At 71.2% G+C, this 13,560-nt stretch carries 12 protein-coding genes; 9 read left to right on the top strand and 3 right to left on the bottom strand.

Annotation, left to right across the window (positions count from 1 at the left end; translation table 11 throughout):
* The first annotated feature begins 178 nt into the window (after positions 1-178).
* The 8 genes from ruvC to BS83_RS29440 all read left to right on the top strand — a co-directional run bounded on the left by ruvC (position 179) and on the right by BS83_RS29440 (position 9,525).
* The gene (gene ruvC, locus BS83_RS29475) at positions 179-706 is read left to right on the top strand and encodes a crossover junction endodeoxyribonuclease RuvC (RefSeq protein WP_051944279.1); all 528 of its coding nucleotides are present in this window, start codon (positions 179-181) and stop codon (positions 704-706) included.
* Positions 703-1,320, top strand: a complete 618-nt coding sequence (gene ruvA / locus BS83_RS29470) for a Holliday junction branch migration protein RuvA (RefSeq protein ID WP_037606490.1) — start codon at positions 703-705, stop codon at positions 1,318-1,320. Before ruvC ends, ruvA begins: the two co-directional genes overlap by 4 nt.
* A gap of 34 nt (positions 1,321-1,354) precedes the next feature.
* Complete coding sequence (gene ruvB / locus BS83_RS29465; RefSeq protein WP_037606489.1) at positions 1,355-2,422, top strand: Holliday junction branch migration DNA helicase RuvB; 1,068 nt, start codon at positions 1,355-1,357, stop codon at positions 2,420-2,422.
* Positions 2,423-2,646: 224 nt separating this feature from the next.
* Positions 2,647-3,105, top strand: coding sequence for a preprotein translocase subunit YajC (gene yajC, locus BS83_RS29460; RefSeq protein WP_232248519.1), 459 nt, complete (start codon positions 2,647-2,649; stop codon positions 3,103-3,105).
* A gap of 147 nt (positions 3,106-3,252) precedes the next feature.
* Complete coding sequence (gene secD, locus BS83_RS29455; RefSeq protein ID WP_037606488.1) at positions 3,253-5,058, top strand: protein translocase subunit SecD; 1,806 nt, start codon at positions 3,253-3,255, stop codon at positions 5,056-5,058.
* Between the two features lie 4 nt (positions 5,059-5,062).
* Complete coding sequence (secF, locus tag BS83_RS29450; protein ID WP_037606487.1) at positions 5,063-6,190, top strand: protein translocase subunit SecF; 1,128 nt, start codon at positions 5,063-5,065, stop codon at positions 6,188-6,190.
* Positions 6,191-6,192: 2 nt separating this feature from the next.
* Positions 6,193-6,735: an adenine phosphoribosyltransferase gene (locus BS83_RS29445; protein ID WP_037606486.1), complete on the top strand. Its 543-nt coding sequence runs from the start codon at positions 6,193-6,195 to the stop codon at positions 6,733-6,735.
* 357 nt (positions 6,736-7,092) lie between these two features.
* Positions 7,093-9,525, top strand: a complete 2,433-nt coding sequence (locus BS83_RS29440) for a RelA/SpoT family protein (RefSeq protein WP_037606485.1) — start codon at positions 7,093-7,095, stop codon at positions 9,523-9,525.
* 89 nt (positions 9,526-9,614) lie between these two features.
* Here the strand turns inward: BS83_RS29440 and BS83_RS29435 are convergent, their stop codons facing one another.
* The 3 genes from BS83_RS29435 to BS83_RS29425 all read right to left on the bottom strand — a co-directional run bounded on the left by BS83_RS29435 (position 9,615) and on the right by BS83_RS29425 (position 12,607).
* Positions 9,615-10,187 carry a hypothetical protein gene (locus BS83_RS29435; protein ID WP_051944278.1) on the bottom strand — a complete coding sequence of 191 codons (573 nt, stop codon included), beginning with the start codon at positions 10,185-10,187 and terminating at the stop codon, positions 9,615-9,617.
* Positions 10,188-10,279: 92 nt separating this feature from the next.
* On the bottom strand, positions 10,280-11,509 hold the full coding sequence (locus BS83_RS29430; RefSeq protein ID WP_037606484.1) for a DUF349 domain-containing protein: 1,230 nt from the start codon (positions 11,507-11,509) through the stop codon (positions 10,280-10,282).
* 234 nt (positions 11,510-11,743) lie between these two features.
* Positions 11,744-12,607: a peptidylprolyl isomerase gene (locus BS83_RS29425; protein ID WP_051944275.1), complete on the bottom strand. Its 864-nt coding sequence runs from the start codon at positions 12,605-12,607 to the stop codon at positions 11,744-11,746.
* A gap of 232 nt (positions 12,608-12,839) precedes the next feature.
* On the opposite strand from BS83_RS29425, the gene BS83_RS29420 reads away from it, so the two are divergent.
* Positions 12,840-13,547, top strand: a complete 708-nt coding sequence (locus BS83_RS29420; protein ID WP_037606483.1) for an MBL fold metallo-hydrolase — start codon at positions 12,840-12,842, stop codon at positions 13,545-13,547.
* Positions 13,548-13,560: the final 13 nt, after the last annotated feature.

The raw sequence follows: 13,560 nt of genomic DNA, 5'->3' as shown, positions 1-13,560 counted from the left end.
GGGGCGCGGGGAACGGCGCGACAAGCCACCGGCGTGTGGATGGTCCTCATCGGACAGGGCCATCCGCGCAGGGTGGTTTCTCGCGCCGTTCCCCGCGCCCCTGAGGTCTGCTGAGGTCTCCGCAGGGTTCCTCGTGCCCCTTGGGGGTTCTGTCGGTGGGAACAGATAGCCTGCCGACATGCGTGTTCTCGGGGTGGATCCAGGCTTGACCCGCTGTGGGGTCGGGGTCGTCGACGGCGCGCCCGGGCGGGTGTTGACCATGGTCGCCTGCGGCGTCGTGCGGACGCCCGCCGAGCTCGACGTGCCCCTGCGGCTGCACGCGATCGAGGAGGGCCTGGAGGGTTGGTTCGACGCCCACCGGCCCGATCTCGTCGCCATCGAGCGGGTCTTCGCCCAGCACAACGTCCGCACCGTGATGGGCACCGCCCAGGCCAGTGCCGTGGCCATGCTCTGTGCGACGCGCCGCGGGATACCGGTCACCCTGCACACGCCCAGCGAGGTCAAGGCCGCCGTCTCCGGCAGCGGGCGCGCCGAGAAGGCGCAGGTCGGGGCCATGGTTACCCGGATCCTCCGGCTCGACGCCCCGCCCAAGCCCGCCGACGCCGCCGACGCCCTCGCGCTCGCCATCTGCCACATCTGGCGCGGTACCGCCAACAACCGGATCGCCGCCGCCGTCGCGGCCCAGAACAGGACCGGTAGGTCATGATCGCCTTCGTCAGCGGCCCGGTGGCCGCGCTCACGCCGAGCAGCGCCGTGATCGAGGTCGGCGGCGTCGGGATGCTCGTGCACTGCGCGCCCGGCACCCTGGCCGGCCTGCGACTGGGCCAGGAGGCGCGGGTCGCCACCTCGCTCGTGGTCAGGGAGGACTCGCTCACCCTGTACGGCTTCGCCGACGACGACGAGCGGCACACCTTCGAACTGCTGCAGACCGCCAGCGGGATCGGGCCCAAGGTCGCGCAGGCGATGCTCGCCGTGCACAGCCCGGAGGCGCTCAGGGTCGCCGTCGCCCGGGGGGACGCCAAGGCGCTGACCGCCGTACCGGGGATCGGCCCCAAGGGCGCGCAGAAGCTGCTGATCGAGCTCAAGGACCGGCTCGGCGCGCCCACCGGCGCCGTCCCGAGCCAGCCGCAGGCGCCGCTCGCGGTGGGGCCCGCGCCCTGGCAGGACCAGCTGCACGCCGCACTGGTCGGGCTCGGCTTCGCGCCGCGGGAGGCGGACGAGGCGGTGGTCGCGGTCACCCCCGAGGCCGAGGCCGCGGAGAAACCCAACGTCTCCACCCTGCTGCGCAGCGCCCTGCAGACCCGCAACCGCACCCGCTGATCCGTACCGCCGACGACCGAGGAGCCGAGCCCCGATGTACGACGACGCCGCCGGAGACCGGCTGGTCACCGCTGCCGCAGACGGCGAGGACCGGGCCGTCGAGGCGGCGCTGCGCCCGCGTGAGCTGGACGAGTTCATCGGTCAGGAGCGGGTGCGCGAACAGCTGTCGCTGGTGCTCCAGGCCGCCAGGCACCGCGCCTCGACCCCCGACCACGTGTTGCTCAGCGGCCCGCCCGGGCTCGGCAAGACCACGCTGTCGATGATCATCGCGGCCGAGATGAACGCGCCCATCAGGATCACCTCCGGCCCGGCGATCCAGCACGCCGGAGACCTCGCGGCGATCCTCTCCTCGCTCACCGAGGGGGAGGTGCTCTTCCTCGACGAGATCCACCGCATGTCCCGGCCCGCCGAGGAGATGCTCTACATGGCGATGGAGGACTTCAGGGTCGACGTGATCGTCGGCAAGGGCCCCGGCGCGACCGCGATCCCGCTGGAGCTGCCGCCGTTCACCCTGGTCGGCGCGACCACCCGGGCCGGGCTGCTGCCGCCGCCGCTGCGCGACCGTTTCGGCTTCACCGGCCACATGGAGTTCTACGCGCCCGAGGAGCTGGAACGGGTGATCCACCGCTCGGCCCGGCTGCTGGACGTGGAGATAGACCCGAAGGGCGCCGCGGAGATCTCCCGCCGCTCGCGCGGCACGCCGCGTATCGCGAACCGGTTGCTGCGCCGGGTCCGCGACTACGCCCAGGTCCGGCACGACGGCCTGATCACCGAGGAGATCGCCGGCGCGGCGCTGGCGGTCTACGAGGTCGACGCCAAGGGCCTGGACCGGCTGGACCGGGCGGTGCTGCACGCGCTGCTGAAGCTTTTCGGCGGCGGCCCGGTGGGCCTGTCGACGCTGGCGGTGGCGGTGGGGGAGGAGGCCGAGACGGTCGAGGAGGTCGCCGAGCCGTTCCTGGTCAGGGAGGGTCTGCTGGCCCGGACCCCGCGCGGCCGGATCGCCACGGCGGCCGCCTGGCAGCATCTCGGGCTCACGCCGCCGCAGCAGGCCGCGGGCGCGGTGCCCGCCCAGACCGAGCTGTTCGGAGCCTCGGGGGAGTGACCAGCGGGGCCGGTCCGGGCCTGTTTCGACGCCGCCGCGGGGCGAGAATCCGGGCCGGGACACGTCAGGTGCGTCGCGACGCTCGCCATTCGCCTCACCCAGATGACATGCTGGACGTTGTTGAACCATTGGGAGTCCCCTAGACTCCGCCCGCCGCCCCCTCGGGGCGGGACCGATTCACCGACCGGCCGCCTCCTTCGCGGCCTCGCAAAGGACAGTACGCCGTGGGTGCCAATCCCCTTCTCTTCATCGTCGTCATCTTGGGCGGCTTCATGCTGCTGACGATGCGCAGCAACAAGAAGCGTCAGCAGCAGGCGCAGGAAATGCGCAACCGGCTGGAGCCGGGTGCCGGCGTCCGCACCATCGGCGGCATGTACGCGCTGGTCAAGGACGTGACGGACGAGGCCGTCGAGCTCGAGGTCGCCCCCGGCGTGTACGCGCTCTACACCAAGCAGGCCATCGCCCAGGTCCTCGACCCGGTCGAGTACAACCGCATCGTCCACGGCGACGAGCCGGAGACGGACGAGGCCGAGGGCTCCGAGGACGACGAGGCTACCGCCGTTGTCGTGGACTCGGACAAAACGACCGTTGAGGACACTCCGGTCGCGTTCGAGAAGACCGCCGACGAGGCGGAGAAGACCGAGGCCACGGTGGGTGGCGACAAGGACGCCTCCGCCAAGTAGCCTTGCCCGCTACGGGACCAGGTGGGGGTACGAACCCTCGCCCGGTCCCAAGGACCGTTGCGTCGTGGCCGGGCCGTCCCCTGTCCGCCGATACCCCGGTGCGGGCCGCTCGACCAGCCCACGGCATGGACAGAGAGAATCGAGAAGGTGGCATCACCCAAGTCCCGTCCCCGTGACGGATACCCGGGGCGTGCGCTGAGCCTGATCCTGGTGATCATGGTCGCCCTGGTCGCGATCATGTTCGGGACCGGCAACACGAAGCCGCGCCTCGGCATCGACCTCGCCGGTGGCACCAGCGTGACGCTGCAGGCGAAGTCGACCGACCCCAAGGCGATCAACCCCGCCAACATGGGGATCGCGTCGTCGATCATGCTCGATCGCGTGAACGGGACCGGTGTGACCGAGTCCACGGTCCAGGTGCAGGGGAACGACGAGATCGTCGTCAACATCCCCAAGGGCACCAACTCCACCCAGGTCGCCAACGAGCTGGCGACGACCGCCAAGCTCGGCTTCCGTCCGGTGCTCGCCGAGCAGCAGCAGATCAGCGCGAGCGCGGTCAAGAGCTCCCCGACGCCGAGCGCGACCGGCGGGACCAAGCCCGGTGCCACCCCGAGTCCCTCGGCCACGCAGCCGAAGCTGACCGGCACCGCCAGCGCCGCGCCGAGTGCGAGCAAGACGCAGGGTGACGCGGTCTCCGGTGCACTGAAGGCGAGCCCCACCGCGCACGCCTCCGCCTCCACCACCGCCAAGGCGGGCACGACGCCCAGCGCCGCGCCGACCGCCGCCGCGCCCGGTGCCCCGGTCTCCGGCCAGCTGGGCGGTACCGTCCCCGCGTCGCTGCAGGGCGCGTTCAACGCGCTGAACTGCACCACGGACGCCGGCCGCCTCCAGGCTTCCGCAGCGGCTCGCGTCAAGCAGGACACGGACCAGATCGTCGCCTGCTCCCAGGACGCCCAGGGCGGCGTCTGGACCAAGTACGCGCTGGACGCCGTGGCCGTCGCCGGCCAGGACATCAGCGGCGCCTCGGCGGGCCTCAGCACGCAGACCGGTCAGTGGCAGGTGAACCTCTCCTTCAACTCGAAGGGCAGCGCCCAGTTCACCAAGACGACCACTATGCTGTCGACGAAGACGAGCCCGCAGAACCAGTTCGCCATCGAGCTCGACGGCCAGGTCCAGTCCTCGCCCCAGGTCACCTCGACCATCTCGGGCGGCCAGGCGCAGATCACCGGCAGCTTCACGCAGTCGGACGCCACCTCGCTGTCGAACGTGCTCAGCTACGGCTCGCTGCCGCTGAACTTCCAGCAGCTCGAGGTCGTCACCGTCTCGCCCGAGCTCGGCGGCAGCCAGCTCGACGCGGGTCTGATCGCCGGTCTGATCGGTCTGATCCTGGTCGTGCTCTACTCGGTGGTCTACTACCGCGGCCTCGGCCTGGTGGCCGTCGCCTCGCTGGCGGTCTCCGCGGTGCTCACCTGGTCGATCATGAGCCTCCTCGGTGGGGCGATCGGCTTCGCGCTGAACCTCCCTGCGGTCTGTGGCGCCATCGTCGCCATCGGTATCACCGCGGACTCGTTCGTCGTCTACTTCGAGCGGATCCGTGACGAGCTCCGCGAGGGCGCCACGCTGCGTCCGGCCGTGCGCAACGCCTGGCCGCGCGCCCGACGCACGATCCTGGTCTCGGACTTCGTGTCCTTCCTCGCCGCCGCGGTGCTGTACTTCTTCACCGTCGGCAAGGTGCAGGGCTTCGCGTTCACCCTGGGTCTGACGACCCTGCTGGACGTCGTGGTGGTCTTCCTCTTCACGAAGCCGCTGATGACCCTGCTGGCCCGGCGGAAGTTCTTCGCCTCCGGCCACCCGTGGTCCGGGCTCTCGCCCGAGCGGCTCGGTGTCCGTTCCCCGCTGCGGGACGGCCGCAGCCGTCGTCCCTCCCGTCCTGCCGCCAGCAAGGAGGCCTGACCCGATGTCACGCTTCGGCAATATCGGCCACCGGCTCTACACCGGTGAGGTCAGCTTCGACTTCGTCGGGCGGCGCAAGCTCTGGGTGATCATCTCCGGGGCCATCCTGGTCCTGGCGGTGCTCGGCCTCTCGGTCCGCGGGCTCAACCTGGGCATCGAGTTCAAGGGCGGTGACATCTACACCTTCCCCAAGGGCAGCATCACGCTGAACCAGGCCCAGGAGGCGGCGAACAAGCTGACGCATGACAGCTCCGCCGTCGTGCAGACGCAGAGCGGCAGCCGCGGTGACGAGATCACCGTGCAGATCAGCTCCACGGAGAAGATCCCTGCGGACAAGGGCCAGGCGGGCCTTGCCGCCAACCTCGGCATCCCGCAGGACAAGGTCAGCACCCAGTTCCTCAGCGCCAGCTGGGGACACGACATCAGCCAGAAGGCCATCTACGGTCTGATCGCCTTCATGGTGCTGGTGACGCTCTACCTCGCCTTCGCCTTCGAGTGGCGGCTCGCGGTGGGCGCGCTGGTCGCGCTGCTGCACGACCTGGTGATCACCGTCGGCGTCTACGCCCTGGTCGGCTTCGAGGTCACCTCGGGCACGATCATCGGCTTCCTGACGATCCTCGGTTACTCGCTCTACGACACCGTCGTCGTCTTCGACGGTCTCAAGACCGCGACGAACAAGATCACCAAGCAGAACAGGCTGACCTACAGCGACGCCGCCAACGCCTCGCTGAACAGCACCCTGGTCCGCTCGATCAACACCTCCGTGCTGGCGCTGCTGCCGGTCGCCGCGCTGCTCTTCATCGGTGGCGGCCTGCTCGGCGCGGGTGTCCTCAACGACATCTCGCTGGCGCTGTTCATCGGCCTCACCGCCGGCGCCTACTCCTCCATCTGCGTGGCCACCCCGATGGTCGCCTGGCTGCAGGAGAAGCGCCCGGAGTACCTGGAGCTGGCCCGCAAGGTCAAGCAGCGCAAGGCCGCCGACGCCAAGGCGCTGGCCGAGGGCCGGAGCGTCGAGGACGACGAGTCCGCGCAGGACGAGGTCAGCATCCCGGCGGCCTCGACCGGCGGACCGCGCAACCAGCCCGTCAACCGCAGCCGCAGCGACCGTCGCGCCGGCGGGCGGCGGGGCTGAGCATGAGCGACACCCTGGCCGAGCTGCTGGCCGCGAAGATCCGTGACGTGCCCGACTATCCCAAGCCGGGCGTGGTCTTCAAGGACATCGCACCGCTGCTCGGCGACGCCGAGGCGTTGGCCGCGCTGGTGGACCACCTCGCGGCCCGCGCCAAGGCGCTGGGCGCCACGAAGGTCGTGGGCCTGGAGGCCCGAGGCTTCATCCTGGCCGCGCCGGCCGCCTACTCGGCCGGCGCCGGCTTCGTGCCCGTCCGCAAGGCGGGCAAGCTGCCCGGTGACTGCCACCGCCAGGCCTACGACCTGGAGTACGGCTCGGCGGTCATCGAGGTCCAGATCGACGCCTTCGCGCCGGGCGAGCGGGTCCTGGTCGTCGACGACGTGCTCGCCACCGGCGGCACCGTCGAGGCGGCGCTGGACCTGATCAGGCGCGGCGGCGCGGAGCTGGCGGGCGTCGAGGTGCTGATGGAGCTCAGCTTCCTCGGCGGCCGGGCCAGGCTGGCCCCGCTGCTGGGCCAGGCGCCGCTGGAGACGGTCATCACCGTCTGACGGCGACCATGCGTGACAGGAGGGCGGGTCCGGACGACGATCCGGACCCGCCCTTCGTCGTCCCCGTCGGCTGGGCCGCGCTGCGGCGGCCGCCGGTGGTGCCGGTGACGGACGACCGGGCGACCGGCTCGCGCACGGCGCTCGATCAGGCAGGGCCACCCGCCCGGCTGCCGGCTGCGGCCGGAGACGGTGGCCGTCGTGGTGGACGGCCAGGGCGGGCGGGGGCCCGAGGGGGCGCGTCAGGGGCGTGCCGACGGTGCCCGGGGCGTCGGCGGGCAGGTCGGCGCGGCCCGTGACCGCACGCGACAGTGACGCTCGGTACCATTGAGGTTCCGGTCTCGCTCCCGAGGAGTGCACTTGCCCGAAGAGGTCGCGCCCACAGCCCCCGACGCGCAGGAGAAGGGTCCGGCGGCCGCACCGAAGGCCGCGCCGGCGCCCGTGGCTCCGCCCGTCCCGGCCACCTTCCAGGGCGCCGGGACGCACGCCGTCGCGCCGCGTGCCACCGCGCCCTCGCCCTCCCGCGTCCGGGCCCGCCTCGCCCGCCTCGGCGGCCAGCGCAGCAACACCTTCAACCCGGTGCTGGAACCGCTCTTCCGGATAGTGCGGAGCAACGACCCCAAGGCCGATCTGCACACGCTGGAGCGCGCCTACCAGATCGCCGAGAAGTGGCACCGCGGCCAGAAGCGCAAGAGCGGCGACCCGTACATCACCCACCCGCTCGCCGTCGCGACCATCCTGGCCGAGCTGGGCATGGACGCCCCGACGCTGATGGCCGGCCTGCTGCACGACACCGTCGAGGACACCGAGTACGGCCTCGACACGCTCCGCCGCGACTTCGGCGACACCGTCGCCATGCTGGTCGACGGCGTCACCAAGCTGGACAAGGTCAAGTTCGGCGAGGCCGCGCAGGCCGAGACGGTCCGCAAGATGGTCGTCGCAATGGCCAAGGACCCGCGCGTCCTGGTCATCAAGCTGGCCGACCGCCTGCACAACATGCGCACCATGCGCTACCTCAAGCGGGAGAAGCAGGAGAAGAAGGCCCGCGAGACGCTGGAGATCTACGCCCCGCTGGCGCACCGGCTGGGCATGAACACCATCAAGTGGGAGCTGGAGGACCTCGCCTTCGCGATCCTCTACCCCAAGATGTACGACGAGATCGTGCGTCTGGTGGCCGAGCGCGCCCCCAAGCGGGACGAGTACCTGCACAGCGTCACCGAGGCGGTGATGGGCGACCTGAAGACCGCCCGCATCAAGGCCGAGGTGAAGGGGCGCCCGAAGCACTACTACAGCGTCTACCAGAAGATGATCGTGCGGGGCCGGGACTTCGCCGAGATCTACGACCTGGTCGGCGTCCGGGTCCTGGTCGACTCCGTCCGCGACTGCTACGCGGCGCTGGGCACCATCCACGCGCGGTGGAACCCGGTGCCGGGGCGGTTCAAGGACTACATCGCCATGCCCAAGTTCAACATGTACCAGTCGCTGCACACGACGGTCATCGGACCCGAGGGCAAGCCGGTCGAGCTGCAGATCCGCACCTTCGACATGCACCGGCGCGCGGAGTACGGGATCGCCGCGCACTGGAAGTACAAGCAGCAGGCCGTGGCGGGCGCGTCCAAGGTCCGCACGGACACCCCCGCCGGCAAGGGCGAGACCGTCAACGAGATGGCCTGGCTGCGCCAGCTGCTGGACTGGCAGAAGGAGACGGAGGACCCGAGCGAGTTCCTCGAGTCGCTCCGCTTCGACCTCTCCAACAACGAGGTCTTCGTCTTCACCCCCAAGGGCGACGTCATAGCGCTGCCGGCCGGGGCCACCCCGGTGGACTTCGCCTACGCCGTCCACACGGAGGTCGGTCACCGGACCATCGGGGCACGCGTCAACGGCCGTCTGGTGCCGCTGGAGAGCGTGCTGGAGAACGGCGACACGGTCGAGGTCTTCACCTCGAAGGCCGAGAGCGCGGGCCCCTCGCGGGACTGGCTCAGCTTCGTCAAGTCGCCGCGGGCACGGAACAAGATCCGCGCCTGGTTCTCCAAGGAGCGCCGCGAGGAGGCCATCGAGCAGGGCAAGGACGCGATCACGCGGGCCATGCGCAAGCAGGGTCTCCCGCTGCAGCGCATCCTCACCGGCGACTCCCTGGTCACCCTCGCGCACGAGATGCGCTACCCGGACATCTCCTCGCTCTACGCCGCGATCGGCGAGGGCCACGTGGCCGCGCAGACGATCGTCCAGAAGCTGGTCCAGGCGGCGGGCGGCGAGGAGGGCGCGACCGAGGACATCGCCGACCTCACGACTCCCTCTCCGGCGCGCAACCGCCGGCAGCGTCGGGCGACCCAGGACCCGGGCGTGGTGGTCAAGGGCGTCGAGGACGTCTGGGTCAAGCTCTCCCGCTGCTGCACGCCCGTGCCGGGCGACCCGATCGTCGGCTTCATCACCCGCGGCAACGGCATCTCCGTCCACCGGGCGGACTGCGTCAACGTGGACGCGCTGGCCCAGCAGCAGGAGCGCATGGTCGAGGTGGAGTGGGCCCCGACGCAGTCGTCGGTGTTCCTCGTCGCGATCCAGGTCGAGGCGCTGGACCGCTCCCGTCTGCTCTCCGACGTCACCCGGGTCCTCTCGGACCAGCACGTGAACATCCTGTCGGCCGCGGTCCAGACCTCACGCGACCGCGTGGCGATGAGCCGATTCACCTTCGAGATGGGCGACCCCAAGCACCTCGGCCACGTCCTGAAGGCGGTGCGCGGCGTGGAGGGCGTCTACGACGTCTACCGGGTCACCTCGGCGAAGTCCCGCTAGAGGGCCCGCCGACCGAGCACGCCGGTGTCACGACGCTGACGCGTACCGTCCGACACCGGCGTGCGGTCGACTGCCGACGAGGTCTGTCCTCAGCCGGTCGTCGGCGACGGCTCCGTCGGCGGCGGTTCGGCGGAGTAGCGCGCCCCACGGGCGTTGAAGTGGGCCAGGTGGTAGGTCGCGCCGTCGAGCTCCAGCTCCGGAGGCGGGGGAGCGGTGACCAGGTGGGTCCGGCGGTGGTCGCCGTCGACCAGGGCTCTCATGGTCGGCGTGTTCCACGAGCGGGCCACGCGCTCCGCCTCCTCCTGAGGCCACAGGAAACGGGCGCCCAAGCGCTGCTCCTCGCCCGGCTCGACCCCCGCCAGCGCGCGCACCAGCGCCGGACTGTAGACGCCGCGCACCCGGAAGTTCTCCAGGAACCGGCGCTCGATGACGATCCTCATGTAGCGACGGCTGTTCCCCCGGCGCCGTCCGGCCACGTTGACGCGTTCGCCCCCGTCTCCCCAGGCCGGCGGCGCGATCCACACCTTCGCCCCGGGGGCGAAGTGCCGCAGCCCCCGACGGATCTCCAGCCCGCCGTCGCCGTGGCTGGTCTCCTGTGCCACGTTGGCCACCAGGCAGATGCCCAGCGGCTCCGGACCCGTCGGCTCCGTCACGACCGTCACGCCTGCCCCGTCGTCGTGCAGCGGCCCCGCTGCCAGGAGGTGGTGCCTCCGGGCAGCGGGGCCGTCCTTGAATCAGTTCCAGTGCCAGGAGCTCAGCCGCTGAACTCCTCCAGGCCCTTCAGGGCCTGGGCCAGCAGCTCCTGGCGGCCGGCGAGCTCCGACTGGAGCTTGGCGACCTGGCGGGAGTCGCCCTTGGCCTCAGCCGCGGCGATCTGCTTCTCCAGCTTGTCCACCGCCGCCTGCAGCAGGCCGGCCATGCCGGTGGCGCGGGCGCGGGCCTCGGGGTTGCTGCGCTGCCACTCGGCCTCCTCCGCCTCGCGGATGGCCTGCTCGACCGTGCGCAGGCGACCCTCGAGGCGCGGGCGGGCGTCGCGGGGGACGTGGCCGATGGCCTCCCAGCGCTCGGCGAGGTCGCGGTAGGACGCCTTGGCGGCCTTCAGGTCGCGGATCGGGAGCAGCGCCTCGGCCTCGACCAGCAGCGCCTCCTTCGCGGTCTGGTTCTGCCGCTCGTCCGCGTCGCGCTCGTCGAAGACCGCGGACCGGGCCTGGAAGAAGATGTCCTGCGCCCCGCGGAAACGGGTCCACAGCTCGTCCTCGGCCTCGCGCTGCGCGCGACCCGCCGCCTTCCACTCGGTCATCAGCTCGCGGTAGCGGGCCGCCGTCGCGCCCCAGTCCGTGGAGTCGGAGAGCGACTCGGCCTCGACGACCAGCTTCTCCTTCTTGACCCTGGCCTCCTCGCGCTGCTGGTCCAGCGACGCGAAGTGCGCCTTGCGGCGCTTGGAGAACGCCGAGCGGGCGTGCGAGAAGCGGTGCCACAGCTCGTCGTCGGACTTGCGGTCCAGCCGGGGCAGGCCCTTCCAGGTGTCCACCAGGTCGCGCAGCCGGTCCCCGGCCTCGCGCCACTGGGTCGACTCCACCAACTGCTCGGCCTCGGCGACCAGCGCCTCCTTGGCGGCCTTCGCCTCCTCCTGGGCCTTGGCGCGGGCGGCCTTGCGCTCCTCGCGGCGCGAGTCGACCTCGCCCACCAGGGCCTCCAGGCGCTTGGCGAGAGCGTCGAGATCGCCGACCGCGTGGCCCTCGGCCACCTGCGCCTGCAGGTGCTCGATCGCGGTCATCGCGTCCTTCGCGGCCAGGTCGGTGGTGCGCACGCGGCGCTCCAGCAGGCCGATCTCCACCGCGATTCCTTCGTACTTGCGCGTGAAGTAGGCCAGGGCCTCCTCGGGGGAGCCCGCCTGCCACGAACCGACGACGCGCTCGCCGTCGGCCGTCCGCACGTAGACGGTCCCCTCGTCGTCGACACGGCCCCACGGGTCGCTGGTCACAGCGCCTCCTCCATATGGCGATCGCCACCCTGGCACCGATGGGTCCAAGGGAGGCGGCCGCCGTCCACGTTCGAAGATTTTCCGGCCGGTTTCGTCTCCGCGCCGCCGGTGAGCGCAGAAGCGCACCCTACAAGACGCCAACATAGGCGAAGGGGCCCGGCGCTGTCCGTATCCCCGCGCGGATAATTGCCTGCGCCGTGAATCCGTCCGTCCCGGGCCCCGCCCAGACCTCGGTCAGCCCTTGTCCGCGGTGACCGAGTTCATGATCACCGGCTGCACCGGCTTGCCGTCGCCGGGGCCGTTGGAGCTGTCCGCGCCCGTGGAGGCGATCCCGGTGAGCACGTCGAGGCCGCCGGTGATGGTGCCGAACGGGGTGTAGTTGGGCGACAACTGGCTGTCCTTGTAGACCAGGAAGAACTGCGAGCCGTTGGTGTTCGCGCCGGAGTTCGCCATCGCGATGGTTCCGGCCGGGTAGGTGCCGCCCTTGATCGAGGGGGCGGTGAGGTTCTCGTCCTTGAACTGGTAGCCGGGGCCGCCAGAGCCGGTGCCGGTCGGGTCGCCGCACTGCAGCACGTAGATGCCGGTGGTGGTGAGGCGGTGGCAGTACACGCCGTCGAAGAAGTGGTTCTTCGCCAGGAACACGAAGGAGTTCACCGTGTGCGGCGCGGCGGCGGCGTCGAGCTTGACGGTGACCGAACCCTGGCCGAGGTTGATCTTGGCCGTGTAGGTGCCGTTCGTGTCGATCGACATCGCCGGCTCGGTCTTCCAGCTGCCGTCCTTCTTCGGCTTGATCGTGTAGTTCGCCGCGGCGGTGCTCGCCGAAGGGGTGGCGGCGGCCGAGCTGGAAGCGCGGTTGTTCATCGCGTCGGCCGAGGACTTGGACTTCGAACCGCTGGGCCAGAGCACCGCGGTGACCGTGGCGACGGCCGCGAGCGCGACGACCGAGGCCACGACGACGGCCGTGTTCTTCCGCGCGGAGGCGACCCGCTCCGCGCGCGCCGCGGCCTGCCGCTCCAGCTTGAGCCGCTGCAGTTCGCGGCGGCGCTTCTCCTTGTCCTTGGGAAGCTGCTGGGGCCTGCGCGTGTCGTTGGGGGCCACCGAGCCACCCTCCTCGTCGTCATCCTGATGTCCGTCGCGGGGATCTTCCCACCCGACGGCCGCCCAGTGTAGGGATCAATCCTGTAAACGCGTGGTGAAAGCAGCTGTGAGAGCGGTCGGGCAACCGCACGGGGCACACCGACGGCGTGCCCTATACGGTTCGCGATCCTTCCCGTACCGCCGGTAGGCTGCTGCCAGCATCCGCAGCCTTCCACCTGTGCAGAGGACTCACGTGTTCATCGCCGGCTTTCCCGCTGGGGCCTGGGGCACCAACTGCTACCTCGTGGCCTCCGCCGCCGGCGAGGAGTGCGTCATCGTCGACCCGGGCCACGAGGCGGCCGCCGGCGTCGAGGACGCGGTGCGCGAGCACGGGCTCAAGCCGGTCGCGGTGGTGCTCACGCACGGGCACATCGACCACGTCGCCTCGGTCGTCCCGGTCTGCGGCGCACGCGGCATCCCGGCCTGGATCCACCCCGAGGACCGGTACATGCTGACCGATCCGGAGAAGGCCCTCGGCCGCTCCTTCGGCGCGCAGCTGATGGGCGAGCTGACGGTCGGCGAGCCGGACGACCTGCGGCTGCTCACCGACGGCAGCGTGCTGGAGCTCGCCGGGCTGAGCCTGACCGTCGACCACGCCCCGGGCCATACCGGGGGGTCGGTGACCTTCAGGACGCCCGCCGCACCGGAGCTCCCGCCGGTGCTGTTCTCGGGCGACCTGCTCTTCGCCGGCTCCGTCGGACGCACCGATCTCCCCGGAGGCGACCACGACGCCCTCCTGAAGTCGCTGGCACGCGTGTGCCTGCCGCTGCAGGACGAGACCGTGGTCCTCTCCGGACACGGCCCCCAGACCACCATCGGCCGCGAGCGCGCCGCCAACCCGTACCTGCAGCAGGTAGCCGGCAGCGCCGCGCCGACCGGCGCCCCGCGCCGCGGACTGTAGATAGAGACGAGAC

Origin of the sequence: Streptacidiphilus rugosus AM-16 (genome assembly GCF_000744655.1) — a bacterium.
GTDB lineage: Bacteria > Actinomycetota > Actinomycetes > Streptomycetales > Streptomycetaceae > Streptacidiphilus > Streptacidiphilus rugosus.
This window is presented reverse-complemented; position numbering and strand designations above follow the sequence as displayed.

Bases quoted from the DNA above. Each gene is read 5' to 3' on its own strand.
- ruvC (WP_051944279.1), top strand. From the start codon at position 179: ATGCGTGTTCTCGGGGTGGATCCAGGCTTGACCCGCTGTGGGGTCGGG.
- ruvA (WP_037606490.1), top strand. From the start codon at position 703: ATGATCGCCTTCGTCAGCGGCCCGGTGGCCGCGCTCACGCCGAGCAGC.
- ruvB (WP_037606489.1), top strand. From the start codon at position 1,355: ATGTACGACGACGCCGCCGGAGACCGGCTGGTCACCGCTGCCGCAGAC.
- secF (WP_037606487.1), top strand. From the start codon at position 5,063: ATGTCACGCTTCGGCAATATCGGCCACCGGCTCTACACCGGTGAGGTC.
- BS83_RS29445 (WP_037606486.1), top strand. From the start codon at position 6,193: ATGAGCGACACCCTGGCCGAGCTGCTGGCCGCGAAGATCCGTGACGTG.